Origin of the sequence: Erwinia pyrifoliae DSM 12163, assembly GCF_000026985.1 — a bacterium.
Lineage (GTDB): Bacteria > Pseudomonadota > Gammaproteobacteria > Enterobacterales > Enterobacteriaceae > Erwinia > Erwinia pyrifoliae.
Genome location: NC_017390.1, coordinates 181,082 through 203,591, shown reverse-complemented (window position 1 = coordinate 203,591; position 22,510 = coordinate 181,082). Strand labels below are relative to the sequence as shown.

Genomic DNA, 22,510 nt, shown 5'->3' with positions numbered 1-22,510 from the left:
CCCTGAATAGACCTTATCATATGACAGGAAATGCATTGCTTAAATTGATATATTAACAACGTGATATTGCACATTTTGCAACGCGAACATAAGGGCTGAATCCGATGGATCTGCGTGACCTGAAACTGTTTCTCCATCTTGCAGACAGCCGACATTTCGGGCGCAGCGCACGCGCTATGCACGTCAGCCCGTCCACGCTGTCACGGCAGATCCAGCGGCTGGAAGACGACCTCGGTCAGACGCTGTTTTTACGCGATAACCGCACGGTGACCCTGACCGATGCCGGTGAACGTTTGCGTCAGTTCGCTCAACAGACGTTGTTGCAATATCAGCAAATGTGCCATGCGCTTGGGCAAAACGGCCCGTCACTCAGCGGGGAGCTGAGGCTGTTCTGCTCGGTGACTGCCGCCTACAGCCATCTGCCGCCGATCCTCGACCGCTTTCGCGCCGAACATCCTTTGGTCGAAATCAAGCTGACCACCGGTGATGCCGCCGATGCCGTGGAAAAAGTGCAGTCCGGTGACATGGATCTGGCCATTGCCGGACAGCCGGAAACCCTGCCCGCCAGCGTCGGCTTCACCCCGCTCGGGCTGATCCCGTTGGTGCTGATAGCCCCGGCACTGCCCTGCCCGGTACGCGTACAGGCAACGCAGCCAACACCCGACTGGTCACAGATCCCCTTTATCCTGCCCGATCAGGGGCCTTCGCGCCGCCGCATCGATCTCTGGTTTCGTCACCGCCGCATCGCTAACCCACAAATTTATGCCACGGTGTCCGGGCATGAAGCGATTGTCTCTATGGTAGCGGTCGGCTGCGGAATAGCCCTGCTGCCGGACGTGGTGCTGGAAAACAGCCCCGAGTCAGTGCGTAACCGTATCCTGGAACTGGCAGACGTGGAGATGGTGGATCCGTTGGAAATAGGCGTTTGCGTACAAAAAAAGCGGCTCCTGGAGCCGCTGATTGATGCTTTCTGGAAACTGCTTTAACCGGCGAGGAAGAAGCGGAACGACGGGTTATCGCTTTCATCATGGAAGTCATAACCCAGCGCCGCCAGGTGTTCCTCGAACTGCGGCTCGCTGTCGCTCAGTTCAAAGGCCGCCAGCACGCGACCGTAGTCGGTGCCGTGACTGCGATAGTGGAACAGCGAGATATTCCAGTGAGCGCCCAGCGTTTGCAGGAAACGCAGCAGCGCGCCGGGCGCTTCCGGGAATTCAAAACTGAACAGGCGCTCGCGCAGCGGTTTGGAAGGACGCCCGCCAACCATATAGCGCACATGCAGCTTCGCCATTTCATCGTCGGACAGATCCACCACCTTGTAGCCGCCCCCGATCAGCAGTTGCAGAATTTCCTGCCGCTCTTCCGCTCCTCGCGTCAGGCGAACGCCGACGAAAATACAGGCTTCATCGGCATCAGCATCAGCATAACGGTAGTTGAACTCGGTGACCGCACGCCCCCCCAGCAGCTGGCAGAAGCGCAGAAAGCTGCCTTTCTGCTCCGGGATGGTGACGGCCAGCAGCGCTTCCCGCTGTTCGCCCAGTTCGCAGCGCTCGGAAACGTAGCGCAACCCGTGGAAGTTGACATTGGCCCCGGACAGCACATGGGCGAGGCGTTCTCCCTGAATCTGGTGCTGCTGAATGTACTTTTTCATCCCTGCCAGCGCCAACGCGCCTGAAGGCTCGGCCACCGCACGCACATCGTCAAACAGATCTTTCATCGCGGCGCAGATGGCATCGCTGTCAACGGTAACGATGTCGTCAAGATACGTCTGGCACAAACGGAAGGTCTCGCTGCCGATACGCTTTACCGCCACGCCTTCGGCAAACAGCCCGACGCGCGGCAGATCGACCGGATGACCCGCATCCAGCGCCGCTTTCAGACAGGCTGAATCGGCGGCTTCCACGGCAATCACTTTGATCTGCGGCATCAACTGCTTGATCAGCACGGCAACACCTGCCGCCAGCCCGCCGCCGCCCACCGGTACAAACACGCGGTCGAGGTGAGCATCCTGCTGTAGCAGCTCCATCGCCAGCGTTCCCTGCCCGGCGATCACCATCGGGTGATCGAAAGGCGGCACAAAGGTATAGCCGTGCTGCTGCGCCAGCTCCAGCGCTTTGGCTTTAGCTTCGTCAAAGTTGGCACCAAACAGGTAAGCCTCACCGCCAAACGCCCGCACCGCATCGACTTTGATATCTGCCGTGGCAACCGGCATCACGATCAGCGACTTGATGCCCAGCTTGCTCGCCGACAGCGCGACGCCCTGAGCATGGTTACCCGCAGAAGCGGTGACCACGCCCTGCGCTTTCTGATCCTCATTCAGCCCGGCGATCATCGCATAGGCACCGCGCAGCTTGAAGCTGTGTACCGGCTGGCGATCTTCTCGCTTGACTAAAATCGTATTGCCGAGGCGCGCAGAGATTTTTTCCATTTTCTGCAACGGTGTAACCTGTGCAGCTTCATAGACCGGTGCACGCAGTACCGCACGCAGATATTCAGCGCCACTGGGTTGTGCGGACAGCGGTTGAGACTCAGCCATTTTTGTTAGCCTCCCAGCTTACTTTTATCACGCACGGCACCTTTGTCGGCGCTGGTGGCCAAAGTCGCATAGGCGCGTAAAGCAAAGGAGACCTGGCGCTCACGCCCGTGCGGGGTATAAGCCGCTTCACCACGGGCATCTTCTTCCAGACGACGCGCAGCCAGCTCGTTTTCCGCCACGGCCAGCTGGATCCCACGCTGTGGAATATCGATATTGATGATGTCGCCATCTTTCACCAGCGCGATAGTGCCGCCGCTGGCCGCTTCTGGCGAGGCATGGCCAATCGACAACCCGGAAGTCCCGCCGGAGAAACGGCCATCGGTGATTAACGCACAGGCTTTACCCAGCCCCATCGATTTCAGATAGGTGGTGGGATAGAGCATTTCCTGCATGCCCGGGCCGCCTTTCGGACCTTCGTAACGGATCACCACCACATCGCCAGCGACCACTTTGCCGCCGAGGATCGCCGCCACTGCATCATCCTGGCTTTCGTACACTTTGGCCGGACCGCTGAAGACCAGGCTACCTTCGTCAACGCCAGCGGTCTTCACGATACAGCCGTTTTCCGCGAGGTTACCGTACAGTACCGCGAGGCCTCCGTCCTGACTGAAGGCGAACTCACGCGCGCGAATACAGCCCTGCTGGCGGTCGTCATCCAGCGTCTCCCAGCGGGTATCCTGTGAGAATGCCTGGGTGGTGCGAATGCCGGCGGGGCCGGCGCGGAACATCTTTTTCACCGCTTCATCCTGCGTCAGCATAATGTCGTACCGATCCAGCGTCTCACGCAGGCTCAGACCCAGCACGTTGCGCACCGTATTGTCCATCAGACCGGCCCGATCCAGCTCGCCGAGAATGCCGAGCACGCCACCGGCACGGTGAACATCTTCCATATGATATTTCGGTGTGCTGGGAGCCACTTTGCACAGGTGCGGCACCTGGCGTGACAGCCTGTCGATATCAGAGATATCGAAGTCGATTTCCCCTTCCTGTGCCGCCGCCAGCAGGTGCAGAACCGTATTGGTCGAGCCACCCATAGCGATATCCAGCGTCATGGCGTTTTCAAACGCCGCCTTGCTGGCGATGCTGCGCGGCAGTGCACTTTCGTCATCCTGCTCGTAATAACGTTTCGCCAGGCCAACGATACGACGACCCGCGTTAAGAAACAGTTCGCGACGATCGGCATGCGTGGCCAGCAGCGAACCGTTACCCGGCTGCGACAGGCCCAGTGCTTCGGTCAGACAGTTCATCGAGTTAGCGGTGAACATGCCGGAGCAGGATCCACAGGTCGGACAGGCAGAGCGCTCGATTTGATCGCTATCAGCATCGCTAACGTTAGGGTTCGCGCCCTGGATCATGGCATCAACGAGATCCAGCTTGATAATTTTATCGGACAGCTTGGTTTTTCCGGCTTCCATTGGACCACCGGAAACAAAGATCACCGGAATGTTCAGGCGCAGTGACGCCATCAGCATGCCGGGAGTGATTTTGTCGCAGTTGGAGATACAGACCATCGCGTCAGCACAGTGCGCGTTAACCATATACTCGACCGAGTCGGCAATCAGCTCACGCGACGGCAGAGAATAAAGCATGCCGCCGTGGCCCATGGCGATCCCATCATCCACCGCGATAGTGTTGAACTCTTTCGCCACGCCGCCAGAAGCCTCGATTTCCTCTGCCACCAGCTTACCCAGATCGCGCAGATGAACGTGACCCGGCACGAACTGCGTAAAGGAGTTCACCACGGCAATAATCGGTTTACCGAAATCATCATCGGTCATTCCTGTGGCGCGCCACAGGGCGCGGGCGCCCGCCATATTGCGCCCGTGGGTGGTGGTGGCAGAACGGTACTTTGGCATGCTCTTATACTCCAGAAATCAGACAGTGCACGGTCATCGTTTGACGACCGTGAAAAAAGTTTTTTCTTATGGGTTTACCGGATCCAGCCAGCCCCATTTGTCTTCCGTTTCGCCAGTGAACAAGCCAAAGAACGCAGACTGGATACGTGCGGTGACCGGGCCTCGTTTGCCTTCACCAACCTGAATGCCGTCAACGCTACGCACCGGAGTGATTTCTGCGGCGGTGCCGGACATAAAGACTTCATCGGCCAGATACAGGGATTCGCGTGACAGCACCTGCTCACGCACTTCAATACCCATATCCTGCGCCAGCTTGATGATCGCATCGCGGGTAATTCCCGGCAGGGCAGAAGAGGTGAATGGCGGGGTGAACAGGATACCGTCTTTGACTTCAAACAGGTTTTCACCGGCACCTTCGGAGATATAGCCTTGGGTATCCAGCGCGATACCTTCCTGGTAGCCGTGGCGGCGCGCTTCGCTACCAACCAGCAGCGATGAAAGATAGTTGCCGCCGGCTTTCGCTGCGGTTGGCAGGGTGTTTGGCGCAACGCGGTTCCAGGACGAGACCATCGCATCGATACCCTGCTCCAGCGCTTCCGCGCCCAGGTACGCGCCCCAAGGGAAGGCAGCAATAATCACGTCGGTTTCGTAGCCGTCTGGCGGGTTAACGCCCAGGCCGACATCACCGACAAATACCAGAGGACGAATATAAGCACTTTTCAGGTTGTTTTTACGTAAGGTTGCACGGCAGGCTTCCATTAGCTCATCAACGCTCAGGCTCACCGGAAAACGATAGATTTTTGCCGAATCGCGCAGGCGCTGCATATGTTCACGATGGCGGAAGACCACCGGCCCTTTGTGCGAGTCATAGCAACGGACGCCTTCAAATACCGAAGTGCCGTAGTGCAATGCGTGAGACATGACGCTGACCTTAGCCTCTTCCCACTTTACCATCTCGCCATTGAACCAGATAAAGTCTGCTTTCTTCGTCATTCTTATTTCCTTGCGCGCTTATGCGCGGATTTGTTGTGTTGTTTGTTGTTGGATGTGAACGCAGGCAACATCCATCAATTTACTCAGCTGCGTTGACAGTAAATCGACAGAGCGCTGGCTGGCAACGGTCATTTCAATATTAATATTGGACGTATTGACCAGCGATGCCATATTCATTGAGCACACCTGAAAACCACGGTGGCGAACGACGCGCAAAATGCGTTCCAGTATTTCCGGCCGAAAGCGCGCTTCTATAGACAATTGATGCTGTTTCATGCGGTTCTCTCCATCATATTTTCGTTGCTGGCACCCGGCGGTACCAGAGGCCAGACGTTTTCATGTTCGTCAATCGCCACATGAAGCAGGTATGGCCCTTCACTGTGCAGCAAAGCGTCTAATGCGGCATCGACCTGGTCTTTACGGGTAATACGCTGGCCTTTAATCCCGAAAGCGCTGGCCAACATGAGGAAGTCGGGGTTATCTGACAAATTGGTTTCGCTGTAACGCTCGGCGAAGAACAGCTGTTGCCACTGACGCACCATGCCCAGACGCTGGTTATCCAGCAACAGAATTTTCACCGGCAGCTGTTTGCGCTTAATGGTACCGAGTTCCTGGACGTTCATCATGAAAGATCCATCGCCAGAGACGCAGATCACCGTGTCATTGGGTCGCGCAACCTGCGCCCCAACGGCGGCAGGCAGGCCGAAGCCCATCGTGCCCAACCCGCTTGAGGTAATGAAGTTTTCCGGGCGACTGAAGCGCATGTGTTGAGCGGTCCACATCTGGTGTTGACCCACATCGGTGGTGACCACCGCGCTTTGTGGTTTACGTTCTGACAGCTGCTTCAGCAGCAGCGGAGCGTAGATGGCTTCGCCCGGGTGATCATAACGCCAGCCGTGTCCGGCTTTTAAGGCCATGACCTCTTCGCGCCAGGCGCTGATGTCTGCCGGCTGATGCAAATCCGGTAACAGCTTATTGATATCGCCCTGCAGCCCAACGTGCGCCCGACGCAGCTTATGCAGTTCAGCCGGGTCGATATCAAGATGGATCACGCTGGCATGGGGGGCAAAGGTGTCGAGTTTCCCGGTGACACGGTCATCGAAGCGTGCGCCTACGGCGATCAGCAGGTCGCAGCGCTGTACCGCCAGGTTCGCCGCTTTCGTCCCGTGCATCCCCAACATACCCAGGTAACAGGCATCATCTGCATCCGGCGCGCCCAACCCCTTCAGGGTGGCAACGGTAGGAATTCCGCTGGCGCTGGCGAAAGCACGCAAGGCATCAACCGCATCCGCCATGCCTACTCCACCGCCAACATACAGGATGGGTTTTTCAGATTGCGCCAGCAGCTCACGCGCCCGCTGTAATTCGGTGTGAGGGTGCGCCATCTCCGGTTCAACCGGCACCAGGTGCGCGGTTAACTCACCCTCTGCCAGCTGAATATCTTTAGGGATATCAACCAGCACCGGACCCGGACGGCCGGATTTAGCGATGGCAAAAGCTTCAGCCATCACCGACGGCAGTTCAGCAAGCGATTCAACGAGAAAACTGTGTTTAGTACAGGCCAGCGACAGGCCCAGAACGTCGATCTCCTGAAACGCATCGGTTCCCATCACTGCTGAAGAGACCTGCCCGGTAATGGCAACAATGGGCACCGAGTCCAGCATAGCGTCAGCCAGGCCGGTGATCAGGTTAGTCGCACCCGGCCCCGAAGTGGCGATGCACACGCCGACTTTGCCGGTCGCACGGGCAAAACCGATAGCGGCCATTGCCGCCCCCTGCTCATGGCGACACAACAGGTGTTCGACCCCGCCGTCATAAAGCGCGTCATAGACCGGCATGATTGCACCACCCGGATAGCCGAAAACCGTTTCAATTCCCTGTGCATGCAAAGATTGAACTACCCACTGAGCACCATTCATCGTTATTCCACCGTCTCTTGCCGGAAAGAACAGCATTTTATGCTGCCATTCGATATCCGTTCTTCTGTATTTGATGCCCTGACAAAAAAAAACCCCCGGACCTTGCGGTGCGGGGGTTTTTTCGAAATCAGGCTTGATTTTTAAGCCTTTCTTCCTCCGAGCGTAGCCCCGCACGGCGTGATAATAATCACGACGACGTTAATTAGGAGCAGGCTGACGACTCGTAGAAGGGCTTTCATTGGAATTTTTTTGTTCGCTTGTTCGAAGTAATGCCTACAGAGTTATCACAGTTTTTGACTTTGATTCAACTTTTTTGTTATTTAATTGGTAAGCAACGCGGCCGGGTTTTTGAAAATATGCTTTCAATTCAGTAATTAACAAGATAATAAATTTTCTTCATCCATCACCCTGCGCAATGCCCTTACAAAGCATGGAAATACGTTATTCTCTCAAAAGAGGAGAAGGCGAGTGAGAGTGGGACCAGGCAGTATTGCGGGATGCTGCATAATCCTGACATTTCCTGCTCGCCGATCGACACGAGGTAGCGCACAGTAGTAAGGACAAGGAGAGTCTATGTCGCTATCAGTTGCTTACACCCGTGCCGCAATTGGCATTCAGGCACCGCTGGTGTCCGTGGAAGTTCACCTCAGTAATGGTCTTCCTGCACTATCTCTGGTTGGATTACCGGAAACCACCGTTAAGGAGGCCCGTGAAAGAGTACGCAGCGCCATCCTCAACAGCGGGTTTACCTTCCCGGCAAAGCGGATAACCGTTAGCCTGGCACCGGCCGACCTGCCTAAAGAAGGGGGCCGATATGACTTACCTATCGCTATCGCCATTCTCGCGGCTTCAGAACAGGTTCCAGCAGAAAAACTTATTCAGTATGAATTCCTGGGTGAATTGGCCCTTACGGGCGCGCTACGTGGCGTACAGGGCGCAATTCCTGCTGCACTGTCGGCGTTGGACGCTCATCGGCAACTGATTCTCTCAGCAGAAAATCAGCATGATGTCGGGTTGATTCGACATGGGGAGAGCCTGATCGCCACCCATCTCCTGGAGGTGTGCGCCTTTTTACATGGTAAGTCACAACTGGATGCTGCGCACTGCGAACCAGAGGAATACCTGCCATCCTCAGGAGATTTGAACGACATCATCGGCCAACAGCAGGCAAAGCGCGCGCTGGAGATCACGGCAGCCGGAGGGCATAACCTGTTACTTATTGGCCCGCCGGGAACAGGAAAAACGATGCTGGCGTCCAGATTTAGCGGCCTGATGCCGCCTCTGAGCGATCGTGAAGCGTTAGAGAGCGCCAGCCTGGCCAGCCTGATATCCGGCAGCGATTTTCGGCGTCACTGGCGTCAGAGACCGTTCCGCGCCCCTCACCATAGCGCATCACTGTATGCGCTGGTGGGTGGCGGGTCACTGCCTAAACCCGGCGAAATCTCGCTGGCTCATAACGGGGTACTATTTCTGGATGAGCTGCCCGAGTTTGAACGCCGTGCGCTTGATGCGCTACGTGAACCACTTGAGTCGGGAGAGATCAGCATTTCGCGAGCCAGAGCAAAAATTACCTATCCGGCACGCTTCCAGCTGATTGCAGCAATGAATCCCAGCCCCACCGGACATTATCGCGGCCCGCATAATCGCTCATCCCCCCAGCAGACATTACGCTATCTCAGCCGCCTGTCTGGTCCATTCATCGACCGATTTGATATTTCTCTGGAAGTACCCCTGTTGCCAGCAGGAATGTTGAGCGCCCAACGTGGCGAAAGTGAGTCCAGCCAACAGGTGCGCGAACGGGTGCTGTTGGCTCGTGAACGGCAGCTGGCGCGCTGCAATAAAATGAATGCGACAATGAACAACCAGGAAATCCGGGCTTGCTGTAGACTGACGCTTGAGGATGCAGAATGGCTGGAGCAGGTAATGACCCAACTGGGTCTGTCGGTGCGCGCCTGGCAACGCATTCTGAAAGTGGCCCGCACTATCGCGGACATGGCGGGGGAGCAATGCATTGGTCGGCAGCACCTGACCGAAGCAGTTAGCTACCGGGCTATCGACCGCTTACTTGTCCATTTACAAAATAGTCTGGATTAGCATCAATAAAAAAAAGGGCCTTAGCCCTTTTTCGTTAATCATCACTGTCCGAATAGTCTTCAACGCCTTCCATCTGTGGCTTGCCGCCTGACAGGGTATGAAAACGTTTAGGACGTTTAATACGGGTCATGTATTTTGACCACACTTTTTCAGCCTCGGTCTGTGGCTCCCGCACGCCTCGGCATACCTCAATAAACAGACGCTCTTCTTCCGTAATGGGTTGGCGCTTTGCCAGATCCAGCTCATTGAAAGCGTGACCGTAATGTTCAAGAAGTTGAGCTTCTTTAATCGTAAAGTCACCGTGACGCGAGAAACCACGAGGGTAGTGTTTGTTGTCAAAAAACCGATTAGTTGTTGCGAAGCTTTCCGCCATTGACACGCTCCTGACTCTTATATGGCCGTGCTGTTTATGGCGCGGAGTATTAGATAGGCTTGACAGAGTGTAAAACAAAACATTTAAATCATGACGATAAATGTTTTTTAGGAGTTAGATGTGGATACGGAATTACTGAAAACTTTTCTTGAAGTGAGCAAAACGCGGCACTTTGGCCGTGCTGCCGAAGCGCTCTATCTCACTCAATCCGCTGTTAGTTTTCGTATCAGGCAGCTTGAAAACCAGCTGGGAGTGGGCCTGTTCACCCGTCACCGTAATAACATCAGACTGACGCCCGCTGGGGAGCGTTTACTGCCCTATGCGGAAAACCTGATGAGTACCTGGCTGATGGCAAAAAAAGAGGTGGCGCATACGCAGTTGCACCATGAGCTGTCGATAGGGGCCAGCGCCTCACTGTGGGAAACGTGCCTGACTCCCTGGTTACAAACGTTGTACGAAAAACATGAAAACTTACATATTGAAGCGCGCATCGCGCAGCGAAATTTGCTGGTCAAGCAATTGCACGAACGTCAGCTTGACCTGTTGATCGCAACTGAAGCGCCCAAAATGGACGAACTGGCCAGCCAGAAAATTGGTCACATTGCCCTGTCGCTATTCCGGTCGCGGAATTCGAACAAAAATGAAAAGTATCCCTATATCAGGATGGATTGGGGCGCTGATTTTCACCAGCATGCAGGCTTTCTGACCGGTGCTGATGATGTGCCGGTGTTAAGCACGACTTCTGCACACTTAACCCGCCAGCTGCTTCATACTACCGGAGCCTGCGCATTTTTACCGCAAGCCTGGTGCCAAGAATACCGCGACCTTATGGTTGTTCCTGACACAGCAATAGCTCACAGACCGCTATTTGCAGTATGGTTGGAAAGCAGCGACCAGCAGGCGCATATTCGTCAGCTGCTTAGATTCCCGGTGAATAGCCAGTCATAAAGCCGTCGGGTCAGAATACTGGCCCTGTTTTACAGGATCCCGTAAGCGTTTTAGCATGAAGGTGGCGTGAATTTCAGGCAAAAAAAAACCTTGCCGAAGCAAGGTTTTCTTATCTGGCAGGGGCGGAGAGACTCGAACTCCCAACACCCGGTTTTGGAGACCGGTGCTCTACCAATTGAACTACGCCCCTAAAAGGGTGGCGGAACGGACGGGGCTCGAACCCGCGACCCCCTGCGTGACAGGCAGGTATTCTAACCAACTGAACTACCGCTCCACCGATTCTGTACTGATATCAGAAAACGTCTGATTTCAGGTGTANCACCTTTACCTTGTCAGGGGTAAAGTCACGACCAGATAGCTGGTCTTNATTTGATGCCTGGCAGTTCCCTACTCTCGCATGGGGAGACCCCACACTACCATCGGCGCTACGGCGTTTCACTTCTGAGTTCGGCATGGGGTCAGGTGGGACCACCGCGCTAAAGCCGCCAGGCAAATTCTGGTGCACGAAACGAATCTTTTTCACTGATGCCGCGTTGGCCGCGCTTGTAAACTCAGTCACATACCTCAGTATGCTCCTTCATTTACTGCACTTGCCGCCTTGCATCAGCAAAAAATCTTTCGTTCCCGCTAATTCTTTATCCGGTTCAAGCTGAAAATATCTCTTCGTCCCTCAACACAACCCAGAACGCTTCTGGCGTTGTAAGGTTAAGCCTCACGGGTCATTAGTACCGGTTAGCTCAACGCATCGCTGCGCTTACACACCCGGCCTATCAACGTCGTCGTCTTCAACGTCCCTTCAGGGGTCTCAAGGACCCAGGGAAGATTCATCTCGAGGCAAGTTTCGCGCTTAGATGCTTTCAGCGCTTATCTTTTCCGCACTTAGCTACCGGGCAATGCCATTGGCATGACAACCCGAACACCAGCGGTGCGTTCACTCCGGTCCTCTCGTACTAGGAGCAACCCCCTCTCAATCTTCCAGCGCCCACGGCAGATAGGGACCGAACTGTCTCACGACGTTCTAAACCCAGCTCGCGTACCACTTTAAACGGCGAACAGCCGTACCCTTGGGACCTACTTCAGCCCCAGGATGTGATGAGCCGACATCGAGGTGCCAAACACCGCCGTCGATATGAACTCTTGGGCGGTATCAGCCTGTTATCCCCGGAGTACCTTTTATCCGTTGAGCGATGGCCCTTCCATTCAGAACCACCGGATCACTATGACCTGCTTTCGCACCTGCCCGAGCCGTCACTCTCGCAGTCAAGCCAGCTTATGCCATTGCACTAACCTCACGATGTCCGACCGTGATTAGCTGACCTTCGTGCTCCTCCGTTACTCTTTGGGAGGAGACCGCCCCAGTCAAACTACCCACCAGACACTGTCCCCACGCCGGATTACGGCGCCAGGTTAGAACATCAAACGTTAAAGGGTGGTATTTCAAGGTTGGCTCCACGCAGACTGGCGTCCACGCTTCNAAGCCTCCCACCTATCCTACACATCAAGGCTCAATGTTCAGTGTCAAGCTGTAGTAAAGGTTCACGGGGTCTTTCCGTCTTGCCGCGGGTACACTGCATCTTCACAGCGAGTTCAATTTCACTGAGTCTCGGGTGGAGACAGCCTGGCCATCATTACGCCATTCGTGCAGGTCGGAACTTACCCGACAAGGAATTTCGCTACCTTAGGACCGTTATAGTTACGGCCGCCGTTTACCGGGGCTTCGATCAAGAGCTTCTCCTTNCGGATAACCCCATCAATTAACCTTCCGGCACCGGGCAGGCGTCACACCGTATACGTCCACTTTCGTGTTTGCACAGTGCTGTGTTTTTAATAAACAGTTGCAGCCAGCTGGTATCTTCGACTGGCTTCAGCTCCGCGAGCAAGTCGCTTCACCTACGCGCCAGCGTGCCTTCTCCCGAAGTTACGGCACCATTTTGCCTAGTTCCTTCACCCGAGTTCTCTCAAGCGCCTTGGTATTCTCTACCTGACCACCTGTGTCGGTTTGGGGTACGATTCGATGTTACCTGATGCTTAGAGGCTTTTCCTGGAAGCAGGGCATTTGTCACTTCAGCACCGTGGTGCCTCGTCATCACGCCTCAGCCTTAAAGAGTTCCGGATTTGCCTGGAACTCAAGCCTGCACGCTTAAACCGGGACAACCGTCGCCCGGCCAACATAGCCTTCTCCGTCCCCCCTTCGCAGTAACACCCAGTACGGGAATATTAACCCGTTTCCCATCGACTACGCCTTTCGGCCTCGCCTTAGGGGTCGACTCACCCTGCCCCGATTAACGTTGGACAGGAACCCTTGGTCTTCCGGCGAGCGGGCTTTTCACCCGCTTTATCGTTACTTATGTCAGCATTCGCACTTCTGATACCTCCAGCAGACCTCACNGTCCACCTTCGACGGCTTACAGAACGCTCCCCTACCCAACGGACGTATCCCGAGGCCCACTCGACTTTNATGGGCGCATTGACGTCGCTGCGCTCCGTCAATCGTTATCCACTACCGTGAATGTGCCCGGGTGATACGTCCGCTGCCGCAGCTTCGGTGCATGGTTTAGCCCCGTTACATCTTCCGCGCAGGCCGACTCGACCAGTGAGCTATTACGCTTTCTTTAAATGATGGCTGCTTCTAAGCCAACATCCTGGCTGTCTGGGCCTTCCCACATCGTTTCCCACTTAACCATGACTTTGGGACCTTAGCTGGCGGTCTGGGTTGTTTCCCTCTTCACGACGGACGTTAGCACCCGCCGTGTGTCTCCCGTGATAACATTCTCCGGTATTCGCAGTTTGCATCGGATCGGTAAGCCGGGATGGCCCCCTGGCCGAAACAGTGCTCTACCCCCGGAGATGAGTTCACGAGGCGCTACCTAAATAGCTTTCGGGGAGAACCAGCTATCTCCCGGTTTGATTGGCCTTTCACCCCCCAGCCACAAGTCATCCGCTAATTTTTCAACATTAGTCGGTTCGGTCCTCCAGTTAGTGTTACCCAACCTTCAACCTGCCCATGGCTAGATCACCGGGTTTCGGGTCTATACCCTGCAACTTAACGCCCGGTTAAGACTCGGTTTCCCTGCGGCTCCCCTATACGGTTAACCTTGCTACAGAATATAAGTCGCTGACCCATTATACAAAAGGTACGCAGTCACACCACGAAGGTGCTCCCACTGCTTGTACGTACACGGTTTCAGGTTCTGTTTCACTCCCCTCGCCGGGGTTCTTTTCGCCTTTCCCTCACGGTACTGGTTCACTATCGGTCAGTCAGGAGTATTTAGCCTTGGAGGATGGTCCCCCCCATATTCAGACAGGATGTCACGTGTCCCGCCCTACTCATCGAACTCACAATAAGTGCCTTTTTGTGTACGGGGCTGTCACCCTTTACTGCGCGACTTTCCAGACGCTTCCACTAAAGCACAAACTGATTCAGGTTCTGGGCTGTTCCCCGTTCGCTCGCCGCTACTGGGGGAATCTCGGTTGATTTCTTTTCCTCGGGGTACTTAGATGTTTCAGTTCCCCCGGTTCGCCTCATGCCACTATGTATTCATGACATGATAGTGCAACGGATTGCACTGGGTTTCCCCATTCGGGTATCGTCGGTTGTTGCGGTTCATATCACCTTACCGACGCTTATCGCAGATTAGCACGCCCTTCATCGCCTCTGACTGCCTGGGCATCCACCGTGTACGCTTAGTCGCTTAACCTCACAACCCACAAGCGTCCCGAAAGACGTCTGTCAGTTGCAGGCATTGAGAGACTCGAACATGTCGTTAACTTCATTCTTATTACGGAGAATGAACACGACANGTCGTTTCAATTTTCAGCTTGTTCCGGATTNTTAAAGAGCAAATATCTCAAACGTGACTCGCTTTCGCACAATCAGTTTTGAGATACGGTTGATAACGTCTTTCACTTCGTTACCGGTATGGCGTCCCCAAGGGGATTCGAACCCCTGTTACAGCCGTGAAAGGGCAGTGTCCTGGGCCTCTAGACGATGGGGACTCTGGTGTGACTTTGCTCGTTACTTCTATCAGACAATCTGTGTGGACACTGCGCCGGAAGGTATCTTCAGGTAAGGAGGTGATCCAACCGCAGGTTCCCCTACGGTTACCTTGTTACGACTTCACCCCAGTCATGAATCACAAAGTGGTAAGCGCCCTCCCGAAGGTTAAGCTACCTACTTCTTTTGCAACCCACTCCCATGGTGTGACGGGCGGTGTGTACAAGGCCCGGGAACGTATTCACCGTAGCATTCTGATCTACGATTACTAGCGATTCCGACTTCACGGAGTCGAGTTGCAGACTCCGATCCGGACTACGACGCACTTTATGAGGTCCGCTTGCTCTCGCGAGGTCGCTTCTCTTTGTATGCGCCATTGTAGCACGTGTGTAGCCCTGGCCGTAAGGGCCATGATGACTTGACGTCATCCCCACCTTCCTCCGGTTTATCACCGGCAGTCTCCTTTGAGTTCCCGACCGAATCGCTGGCAACAAAGGATAAGGGTTGCGCTCGTTGCGGGACTTAACCCAACATTTCACAACACGAGCTGACGACAGCCATGCAGCACCTGTCTCACGGTTCCCGAAGGCACTTCCGCATCTCTGCAAAATTCCGTGGATGTCAAGGCCAGGTAAGGTTCTTCGCGTTGCATCGAATTAAACCACATGCTCCACCGCTTGTGCGGGCCCCCGTCAATTCATTTGAGTTTTAACCTTGCGGCCGTACTCCCCAGGCGGTCGACTTAACGCGTTAGCTCCGGAAGCCACTCCTCAGGGGAACAGCCTCCAAGTCGACATCGTTTACGGCGTGGACTACCAGGGTATCTAATCCTGTTTGCTCCCCACGCTTTCGCACCTGAGCGTCAGTCTTCGTCCAGGGGGCCGCCTTCGCCACCGGTATTCCTCCAGATCTCTACGCATTTCACCGCTACACCTGGAATTCTACCCCCCTCTACGAGACTCTAGCCTGCCAGTTTCGAATGCAGTTCCCAGGTTAAGCCCGGGGATTTCACATCCGACTTGACAGACCGCCTGCGTGCGCTTTACGCCCAGTAATTCCGATTAACGCTTGCACCCTCCGTATTACCGCGGCTGCTGGCACGGAGTTAGCCGGTGCTTCTTCTGCGGGTAACGTCAATGAAAAAGGTTATTAACCTTTCCCCCTTCCTCCCCGCTGAAAGTACTTTACAACCCGAAGGCCTTCTTCATACACGCGGCATGGCTGCATCAGGCTTGCGCCCATTGTGCAATATTCCCCACTGCTGCCTCCCGTAGGAGTCTGGACCGTGTCTCAGTTCCAGTGTGGCTGGTCATCCTCTCAGACCAGCTAGGGATCGTCGCCTAGGTGAGCCGTTACCCCACCTACCAGCTAATCCCATCTGGGCACATCCGATGGTGTGAGGCCCGAAGGTCCCCCACTTTGGTCCGTAGACGTTATGCGGTATTAGCTACCGTTTCCAGTAGTTATCCCCCTCCATCGGGCAGTTTCCCAGACATTACTCACCCGTCCGCCACTCGTCACCCGAGAGCAAGCTCTCTGTGCTACCGTTCGACTTGCATGTGTTAGGCCTGCCGCCAGCGTTCAATCTGAGCCATGATCAAACTCTTCAATTAAAAGTTCGATTTGCTGAAACCTGCTTTTACAAACAGGACAGCGATGCTCAATCGTAAAACGTCATAATGAATGTCATTATGTGTTCACTCATGAGGCTTGATATTTTTTGCGCCTTGCGGCGCTGATATCAATCCTGCGAGTGCCCACACAGATTGTCTGATAAATTGTTAAAGAGCGGTGCAACAAGTCGCTGAAGCGTACTGTCGCGAGGTGGCGTATANTACGCTTTCCTCCTTCGGAGTCAACCTCTTTTTCAGAGGTTTTTTCCGGCGGTTCAGAACTTCCTGAACCTCTCAACACCAAGGCCTGTAAGCCGTTGTTCCGTGTCGATGGAGGCGCATTATAGGGAGTTTCTGACGGCTGACAAGGGCTATTCGTAAAAAACTTTTTAAGTGCTGTTTTTTCATGCTAAAGCGCCAATTTATCGAGCTTTTTGAAGCCGTAACGCTGTAAAACGGGTATTAATTGCACTGCTTGCTCGGTAATGTCCAGACATAAAGCCATATTGTCATCGGCTGAAAGTGCTTCAGGCGACTCATTTTCCAGTAACCATACCGTGCGGCGTGCTATCGCTGCCCCGGAATCAATCAGGCGCGTGCCTTCCGGCAGTACCTGCTGTAGTTCTTCGCTGATAAGAGGAAAATGCGTGCAGCCCAACACCACAGTATCTGGCGGTTCCGGCATACGCAGCCACGGCTGCAAAATACGTCTCACTTCTTCAAGCGCCACCGGCTGACCATGCAGTTTAGCTTCGGCTATCTCTACCAGTTCTCCGGAACCGAGCATTTCGGTTTTACATTCGCCAGCAAAGCGAGCAATCAGTTCATGTGTATAAGGGCGCTTAACCGTCCCTCGGGTTGCCAGCAGGCCGACAATGCCATTGCGAGTCAGGCGGGCGGCTGGTTTGATTGCCGGCACCACCCCGACCACCGGGAATGCAAAGCGAGCGCGCAGTGCTGGCAGCGTCACGGTACTGGCCGAGTTGCAAGCGATCACCACCAGAGCAAGGGGATAAAGGCGGGTAACGGCTGTCACAATGGCCATCACACGCTCGACGATAAACTCTTCCGACTTTTCACCATAAGGAAAGGCGACATTATCAAAGGCGTAGAGGTAATGAAGATCGGGCAACAACGCGCAGATTTCATTATAGACAGAAAGCCCCCCCACGCCGGAGTCAAAGATCAGCACGGTGGGGCGTGGGACAGAAGGTGCCACGCCTTCTGAAGTGATATTCCCGTCCAGGGTTTTCATAGCCATACGCTGTCTCGTAAGATTTATCGAACAGGTCGACAATTCTACCACGAACGTTGAATCCGGATATCACTGGATAGGAAACGGTAAAAAACCACCAGCCAGCGCAGCCCATTCTGACCGGTTACCGGTAAGGACAACGCTGGACATGAGTTGCAGAACCCCTACAATCGGCCGGCTATCACTGACAAACCATCAGGAATCAACATGACCCCCGAACAGCTGCCAATTGAGCAATATGAAGACCAGCTCACTGAGAAAGTGACACGCCTGACATCAATGATGTCTGCGTTTAACGCCCCGGAAGTGGAAGTCTTCCGTTCAGCGGTCAGCCATTACCGGATGCGCGCAGAGTTCCGCATCTGGCACGAGGGCGACGATCTCTACCACATCATTTTCGATCAGCAGACGCGTGAACGCATCCGCGTCGACAATTTCCCGGCAGCCAGTGAACTGATTAATCGCCTGATGCCGCGTCTTATTGACAGGATACGTGACCAGCGCGTACTGCGATTTAAACTTTTCCAGATTGACTATCTGTCGACGGTAAGCGGCCAGATGGTGGTATCAATGCTCTATCACCGTAAACTGGATGAAGAGTGGCAACAGGCCGCGAAAGCCCTGCGCGATAGCCTACGGGCGGAAGGTTTCGATCTGCATCTGATCGGCCGTGCCACTAAAACGAAAATCTGCCTCGACCAGGATTACGTTGATGAACGACTGACCGTGGACGGCCATGAGATCACCTATCGCCAGGTGGAGAACAGCTTCACGCAGCCAAATGCCGCTGTGAACGTCAAAATGCTGGAATGGGCGCTGGATAGCACGCGCCATGCCAGGGGCGACCTGCTGGAACTTTACTGTGGTAACGGTAATTTCTCGCTGGCGCTGGCGCGCAACTTCAATCGCGTGCTGGCGACCGAGATCGCCAAGCCATCGGTAGCGTCTGCACAGTACAATATTGCAGTTAACCAGATAGAGAATGTTCAGATTATCCGTATGGCGGCGGAAGAGTTCACCCAGGCAATGAATGGCGAAAGGCGTTTTAAGCGACTGGAGGGAATCGATCTCACCAGCTACCAGTGCGAAACCCTGTTCGTCGATCCGCCGCGCAGCGGGCTGGATGATGAAACGGTGAAAATGGTACAGGCTTATCCACGTATTCTTTATATCTCCTGCAACCCGCAGACGCTGTGCGACAACCTGGCCACGCTGTCCACCACGCATGACATTACGCGCCTGGCGCTGTTTGACCAGTTCCCGTATACACATCATATGGAGTGCGGTGTATTACTGACGCGCCGCAGTTGAAACAACACACGCCTGCCAGCGAGGCAGGCGCGTGTTATCAGAATCTGTCGTTAACGTGCCGCCTTGTTGGCTGAAAAGCAGGCTACACGGAAAGAGCCGCTAGGTGGAAGACCGCCGTTTTAAGCGCAGGCCAATCCAGAAGACCACGATCACCATAAAAATGACAGGTACAAAATTAGAACCTATATCAGGGTACTCCGCTCTGACTATCGCGCTGTATACCAGAATACCCAGCAGGAAGAATGCCGCCGCCAGAGACGGCATACCGTCCGGCATGGCACGATTGAGATAACGCTGATGCAGGCCCCAGGCGGAAAGACCCAGTACAATCAGCGGAAATATCGAAAACGGCACCACACTACTGAACAAAGCGGCAAAAGAGCCGTTGATCGCCAGTCCGGTAAGAAATGTCAATAACAGGGTTCCCTTATCCCGACCCGTCGCTAAACTCATGTTTTCTCCTTTTTATCGTTGGGTTGCAGTATGACCGCCAGCTTCTCCTGTTCCCGCCGATACCAATAGTATGACCCCTTCGAAATCATACGAAGTTGCAGTACCAGCCGCTCTTCCAGCTGGCGACGTTGCCCACCATCAATATCCAGCGCTTCGGCCCCGGCGTTAAACACGATGATGACCATCGCTTCCGCCTGTGCTTCAGTAAAGCTGCGCGGCACGCGGTTTTCAACCTCCAGATAATCCGCCAGCTCGGCAATGAAATGCTGAATTTCGCGGGCAACGGCAGCACGGAACGCGGCTGAAGTCCCGGAACGCTCACGTAGCAGCAGGCGAAATGCGTTTGGGTTATTATCGATAAACTCCATAAAGGTGGAAACGGATGTGCGGATCACACTGCCACCTTTAGCGATACGCTGGCGCGCCTGGCGCATCAGCTGACGCAGCATCAGGCCGCTTTCATCCACCATGGTTAACCCTAATTCATCCACATCACGAAAATGACGATAAAATGAGGTTGGGGCAATACCCGCTTCCCTGGAAACTTCTCGTAAACTGAGACTGGCAAAACTACGCTCGGCGCTAAGTTGACTGAAAGCCGCTTCGATAAGTGTACGCCGTGTACGTTCTTTTTGCTGCGCTCTGACGCCCATTTTTATGCCTTTTGTGCATGCCAGAGGGGCACTATAACAAAAATTTCAGCGTACAGTCCGGCAAACTTCGTGGATCCCTGGTAACTCGGCAATTTATCAATTGGTGGTATAAAATACGGTTAGAATTGGGAAGTTGCCGGCATGATGTTACAATCACGTTGTGAATTTGTATAAAATATAGGGCGTATGGGTATGCAAAAGTCTTATGATTACGACGCCATTGTTATTGGTTCAGGTCCCGGCGGTGAAGGTGCCGCAATGGGGCTGGTGAAACAGGGCGCGCGCATCGCAGTAATTGAGCGCTATCACAACATCGGCGGCGGTTGCACACACTGGGGAACCATCCCATCGAAAGCGCTGCGCCACGCCGTTAGCCGCATTATTGAGTTCAACCAAAATCCCCTTTATAGCGACCATACGCGTCTTCTGCGTTCCTCTTTCGCCGACATTCTCAATCACACCGAAAACGTGATAAGCCAGCAAACCCATATGCGTCAGGGCTTCTATGAACGCAACCACTGCGAACTCTATCAGGGGGATGCGCGTTTCGTTGATGCCAACACCATCGAAATTGAAACCCATGACGGCAGCATTGAGCGGCTGACGGCAGAAAAATTCGTCATTGCCTGTGGTTCTCGTCCTTATCACCCACCGGACGTTGATTTTAGCCACCCGCGTATCTATGACAGTGACTCAATCCTCAATCTGCACCATGAGCCTGGCCATGTGATTATCTATGGTGCCGGCGTGATCGGCTGTGAATATGCCTCCATTTTTCGTGGGCTGGCCGTCAAGGTCGATTTGATTAATACCCGCGACCGCCTGCTGGCATTCCTCGACCAGGAAATGTCAGACTCACTGTCCTACCATTTCTGGAATAACGGGGTGGTTATCCGCCACAACGAAGAGTTCGAGAAGATTGAAGGAGTGACTGATGGTGTCATCATGCACCTGAAATCGGGTAAAAAGCTGAAGGCGGACTGCCTGCTGTACGCCAATGGCCGTACCGGTAACACCGATTCATTGTCGCTGGAAAATATCGGACTCGAGGCCGACGGTCGCGGCCTGTTGAAAGTGAACAGCATGTACCAGACGGCACAGCCGCATATCTACGCGGTGGGTGATGTGATTGGTTACCCAAGTCTGGCCTCGGCGGCCTACGATCAGGGGCGTATTGCCGCACAGGCGATGATCAAAGGGGAAGCAACCGCCCATCTGATTGAAGACATTCCGACCGGTATTTATACCATTCCGGAAATCAGTTCCGTCGGGAAAACCGAGCAGCAGCTGACGGCGATGAAAGTGCCATACGAAGTGGGCCGGGCGCAGTTTAAACACCTTGCGCGCGCGCAGATTGTCGGCATGGATGTCGGTAGCCTGAAAATCCTGTTCCACCGTGAAACCAAAGAGATTCTGGGCATTCACTGCTTTGGCGAACGCGCCGCCGAGATCATCCATATCGGCCAGGCAATAATGGAACAGAAAAACGGTGGCAACACGATTGAATACTTCGTGAATACCACCTTCAACTACCCGACAATGGCAGAAGCCTACCGGGTTGCTGCGCTAAATGGCCTGAACCGGCTGTTTTAAATTCTCCATCACGACCTGCATATGTTCACGGACTGCCTCTGCCAGCTGTTCATAACGGCCACGCAGAGGTGAACCCGGGCGATACACCAGGGCAATCGTGCGCTGAGGCTCCGGTTTATAGCACGGCAGGTAGCAAACCCCGTCACGCACTCTCTCTTTCGGCACCGCCAGTGCTGGCAGCAGCGTGATACCGCTGCCCGCCGCCACCATATTGCGCAGCGTTTCCAGACTGGTGGCGCGGAAATGCGTGTCTTCGTCAGCTCCCGCCTGGAAGCAGAAGCCCATCGCCTGATCGCGCAGACAGTGACCATCTTCCAGCATCAGCAGTTTTTCACCGGCCAGTTCGGACATCGCCACCCGATCGCGTTCGTGCCACGGATGATCGGCATAGATCGCCAGCCGCATCGGCTCGTCAAACAGCGGCACTTCAATAAAGGCTTCCGACTCCTTCACCAGCCCGAGGATCGCGCAATCCAGCTTGCCGCTGTCCAGCTGCGCCAGCAGCTGGTGCGTCTGCGCTTCATGCAGATACATCTCCAGCTTAGGGAAAGCCTGATGCAAGGTGGGGACAATCTGCGGCAGCAGATACGGGCCAACGGTGGGGATCAGACCAATATGCAGCGGGCCAGACATCGCTTCCCCCTGCTGGCTGGCCATCTCCTTCAGCACCTTGACTTCACGCAGTATGGTACGCGCCTGATCCACCAGCAGCAGACCAGCCTGAGTGAATAACACTTTGCGGCTGGTGCGTTCCAGCAGCATCACGCCCAGTTCATCTTCCAGTTTACGAATCTGACCACTCAGCGTAGGCTGGCTGACGTGGCAGGAATCGGCTGCACGGCGAAAATGGCGGTGCTCCGCCAGCGCACCAAGGTACTCCAGATCACGAATATTCATCTTATCCTCCATTCCACGATAGCCC

Annotated in this window: 16 protein-coding genes, 3 tRNA genes and 3 rRNA genes; 5 read left to right on the top strand and 17 right to left on the bottom strand. The window is 54.6% G+C overall.

Features of this window, described 5'->3' with window-relative positions; all coding sequences use genetic code 11:
* Positions 1-104 precede the first annotated feature (104 nt).
* Positions 105-986 (top strand): HTH-type transcriptional activator IlvY, encoded by an 882-nt coding sequence (ilvY, locus tag EPYR_RS00925; RefSeq protein WP_012666558.1) that lies wholly within the window; start codon positions 105-107, stop codon positions 984-986.
* Here ilvY and ilvA read toward each other — a convergent pair.
* From ilvA to EPYR_RS20160, 6 genes are all read right to left on the bottom strand, one after another.
* A complete protein-coding gene (ilvA, locus tag EPYR_RS00920) occupies positions 983-2,533 on the bottom strand; it encodes a threonine ammonia-lyase, biosynthetic (protein ID WP_012666557.1) in 1,551 nt (516 codons plus the stop codon). The genes ilvY and ilvA overlap by 4 nt on opposite strands.
* Positions 2,534-2,538: 5 nt before the next feature.
* Positions 2,539-4,389: a dihydroxy-acid dehydratase gene (gene ilvD / locus EPYR_RS00915; RefSeq protein WP_012666556.1), complete on the bottom strand. Its 1,851-nt coding sequence runs from the start codon at positions 4,387-4,389 to the stop codon at positions 2,539-2,541.
* 66 nt (positions 4,390-4,455) lie between these two features.
* Complete coding sequence (locus EPYR_RS00910; protein WP_012439952.1) at positions 4,456-5,382, bottom strand: branched-chain amino acid transaminase; 927 nt, start codon at positions 5,380-5,382, stop codon at positions 4,456-4,458.
* A gap of 18 nt (positions 5,383-5,400) precedes the next feature.
* The gene (gene ilvM / locus EPYR_RS00905; RefSeq protein ID WP_012666555.1) at positions 5,401-5,658 is read right to left on the bottom strand and encodes an acetolactate synthase 2 small subunit; all 258 of its coding nucleotides are present in this window, start codon (positions 5,656-5,658) and stop codon (positions 5,401-5,403) included.
* Positions 5,655-7,301 (bottom strand): acetolactate synthase 2 catalytic subunit, encoded by a 1,647-nt coding sequence (gene ilvG / locus EPYR_RS00900; protein WP_012666554.1) that lies wholly within the window; start codon positions 7,299-7,301, stop codon positions 5,655-5,657. The genes ilvM and ilvG overlap by 4 nt, the downstream gene beginning before the upstream one ends.
* Before the next feature lie 140 nt (positions 7,302-7,441).
* Positions 7,442-7,540, bottom strand: coding sequence for an IlvGEDA operon leader peptide (locus EPYR_RS20160; protein ID WP_104945175.1), 99 nt, complete (start codon positions 7,538-7,540; stop codon positions 7,442-7,444).
* 334 nt (positions 7,541-7,874) lie between these two features.
* On the opposite strand from EPYR_RS20160, the gene EPYR_RS00895 reads away from it, so the two are divergent.
* Complete coding sequence (locus EPYR_RS00895) at positions 7,875-9,395, top strand: YifB family Mg chelatase-like AAA ATPase (protein WP_012666553.1); 1,521 nt, start codon at positions 7,875-7,877, stop codon at positions 9,393-9,395.
* Between the two features lie 34 nt (positions 9,396-9,429).
* On the opposite strand, the gene EPYR_RS00890 is transcribed toward EPYR_RS00895, so the two are convergent.
* On the bottom strand, positions 9,430-9,768 hold the full coding sequence (locus EPYR_RS00890; RefSeq protein WP_012666552.1) for a MaoP family protein: 339 nt from the start codon (positions 9,766-9,768) through the stop codon (positions 9,430-9,432).
* A 120-nt stretch (positions 9,769-9,888) separates the two neighbouring features.
* Between EPYR_RS00890 and hdfR the strand changes: the two genes are divergently transcribed.
* Entirely contained in the window at positions 9,889-10,716 is an 828-nt protein-coding gene (gene hdfR, locus EPYR_RS00885) for an HTH-type transcriptional regulator HdfR (protein ID WP_012666551.1), read from the top strand.
* A gap of 114 nt (positions 10,717-10,830) precedes the next feature.
* Here the strand turns inward: hdfR and EPYR_RS00880 are convergent.
* The 7 genes from EPYR_RS00880 to murI form a co-directional block, all read right to left on the bottom strand.
* A tRNA-Trp gene (locus EPYR_RS00880) sits at positions 10,831-10,906 on the bottom strand.
* Between the two features lie 7 nt (positions 10,907-10,913).
* Positions 10,914-10,990, bottom strand: a tRNA-Asp gene (locus tag EPYR_RS00875).
* 100 nt (positions 10,991-11,090) lie between these two features.
* A 5S ribosomal RNA gene (gene rrf, locus EPYR_RS00870) occupies positions 11,091-11,206 on the bottom strand.
* Between the two features lie 211 nt (positions 11,207-11,417).
* A 23S ribosomal RNA gene (locus EPYR_RS00865) occupies positions 11,418-14,414 on the bottom strand.
* 222 nt (positions 14,415-14,636) lie between these two features.
* A tRNA-Glu gene (locus tag EPYR_RS00860) sits at positions 14,637-14,712 on the bottom strand.
* Between the two features lie 71 nt (positions 14,713-14,783).
* A 16S ribosomal RNA gene (locus EPYR_RS00855) occupies positions 14,784-16,323 on the bottom strand.
* The 16S, 23S and 5S rRNA genes sit together here with 3 tRNA genes alongside, the layout of an rRNA operon.
* A 409-nt stretch (positions 16,324-16,732) precedes the next feature.
* A complete protein-coding gene (gene murI, locus EPYR_RS00850) occupies positions 16,733-17,584 on the bottom strand; it encodes a glutamate racemase (RefSeq protein ID WP_012666550.1) in 852 nt (283 codons plus the stop codon).
* Positions 17,585-17,785: 201 nt separating this feature from the next.
* Here murI and trmA point away from each other — a divergent pair, with 201 nt between their 5' ends.
* Complete coding sequence (trmA, locus tag EPYR_RS00845) at positions 17,786-18,889, top strand: tRNA (uridine(54)-C5)-methyltransferase TrmA (protein ID WP_012666549.1); 1,104 nt, start codon at positions 17,786-17,788, stop codon at positions 18,887-18,889.
* A 99-nt stretch (positions 18,890-18,988) separates the two neighbouring features.
* Here trmA and EPYR_RS00840 read toward each other — a convergent pair whose 3' ends face one another.
* Complete coding sequence (locus EPYR_RS00840) at positions 18,989-19,342, bottom strand: YijD family membrane protein (protein WP_012666548.1); 354 nt, start codon at positions 19,340-19,342, stop codon at positions 18,989-18,991.
* Entirely contained in the window at positions 19,339-19,995 is a 657-nt protein-coding gene (gene fabR / locus EPYR_RS00835; RefSeq protein ID WP_012666547.1) for an HTH-type transcriptional repressor FabR, read from the bottom strand. Before fabR ends, EPYR_RS00840 begins: the two co-directional genes overlap by 4 nt.
* Before the next feature lie 192 nt (positions 19,996-20,187).
* On the opposite strand from fabR, the gene sthA reads away from it, so the two are divergent.
* Complete coding sequence (gene sthA / locus EPYR_RS00830) at positions 20,188-21,588, top strand: Si-specific NAD(P)(+) transhydrogenase (RefSeq protein ID WP_012666546.1); 1,401 nt, start codon at positions 20,188-20,190, stop codon at positions 21,586-21,588.
* On the opposite strand, the gene oxyR is transcribed toward sthA, so the two are convergent.
* Positions 21,562-22,485, bottom strand: coding sequence for a DNA-binding transcriptional regulator OxyR (oxyR, locus tag EPYR_RS00825; RefSeq protein WP_012666545.1), 924 nt, complete (start codon positions 22,483-22,485; stop codon positions 21,562-21,564). The genes sthA and oxyR overlap by 27 nt on opposite strands.
* Positions 22,486-22,510 lie beyond the last annotated feature (25 nt).